Raw genomic sequence first — 1176 nt, forward strand, 5'->3', positions numbered from 1 at the left:
TTACTCGATGATTTTTGCCACGACGCCAGCGCCGACGGTGCGGCCGCCTTCGCGGATGGCGAAGCGCAGTTTTTCTTCCATCGCGATGGGGGCGATCAGTTCGACAACGAATTTCAGGTTGTCGCCCGGCATCACCATTTCAGTGCCTTCAGGCAGCTGGACCATGCCGGTCACATCGGTGGTGCGGAAGTAGAATTGCGGACGGTAATTCGCAAAAAACGGGGTGTGGCGGCCGCCTTCTTCCTTGGTCAGGATATAGGCTTCTGCTTCGAACTTGGTGTGCGGCTGAACCGATTTCGGTTTGCACAGAACCTGACCACGCTCCACATCCTCGCGGCCAATACCGCGCAGCAGCGCACCGATATTGTCGCCCGCTTCCCCGCGATCCAGCAGCTTGCGGAACATTTCCACACCTGTGCAGGTCGTGGTCTTGGTGTCGCGGATCCCCACGATTTCGATGCTGTCGCCAACATTGATCACACCACGTTCCACACGGCCGGTCACAACTGTGCCGCGACCCGAAATCGAGAACACGTCCTCGATAGGCATCAGGAAGGGCTGGTCCACCGCGCGCTCGGGCGTGGGGATGTAGCTGTCCACAGCGGCCAGCAATTCACGGATCGAATTCTCGCCAATCTCGGGATCACGGCCTTCCATCGCGGCCAGCGCCGAACCTTTGATGATGGGAATATCATCGCCGGGATAGTCGTAGGAGGTCAGCAACTCGCGGATTTCCATTTCCACCAGTTCCAGCAATTCCTCATCATCGACCTGATCGACCTTGTTCATGTAAACAACCATGAACGGAATGCCGACCTGACGGCCCAGCAGGATGTGTTCGCGCGTTTGCGGCATGGGGCCGTCAGCGGCGTTCACCACCAGAATGGCGCCGTCCATCTGCGCAGCACCGGTGATCATGTTTTTCACATAGTCCGCGTGGCCGGGGCAATCGACATGCGCATAATGGCGCGTCTCGGTTTCATATTCCACATGCGCGGTCGAAATCGTGATCCCGCGCGCTTTCTCTTCCGGCGCACCATCAATCTGGTCATAGGCGCGGAAATCGCCGAAATACTTGGTGATCGCTGCCGTCAGCGTGGTCTTGCCGTGGTCAACATGCCCGATCGTCCCGATGTTCACATGCGGTTTATTGCGTTCAAACTTTTGCTTTGCCAT

1 protein-coding gene is annotated in these 1176 nt (G+C 57.7%); it reads right to left on the reverse strand.

Features of this window, described 5'->3' with window-relative positions:
- Nucleotides 1-1176, reverse strand: coding sequence for an elongation factor Tu (gene tuf, locus ACTZWW_RS22645; RefSeq protein ID WP_444783223.1), 1176 nt, complete (start codon nucleotides 1174-1176; stop codon nucleotides 1-3).

The sequence above is a fragment of the Salinarimonas sp. NSM genome, from assembly GCF_052380005.1.
Lineage (GTDB): Bacteria > Pseudomonadota > Alphaproteobacteria > Rhizobiales > Beijerinckiaceae > Salinarimonas.

Bases quoted from the DNA above. Each gene is read 5' to 3' on its own strand.
- tuf (WP_444783223.1), bottom strand. From the start codon at position 1,176: ATGGCAAAGCAAAAGTTTGAACGCAATAAACCGCATGTGAACATCGGG.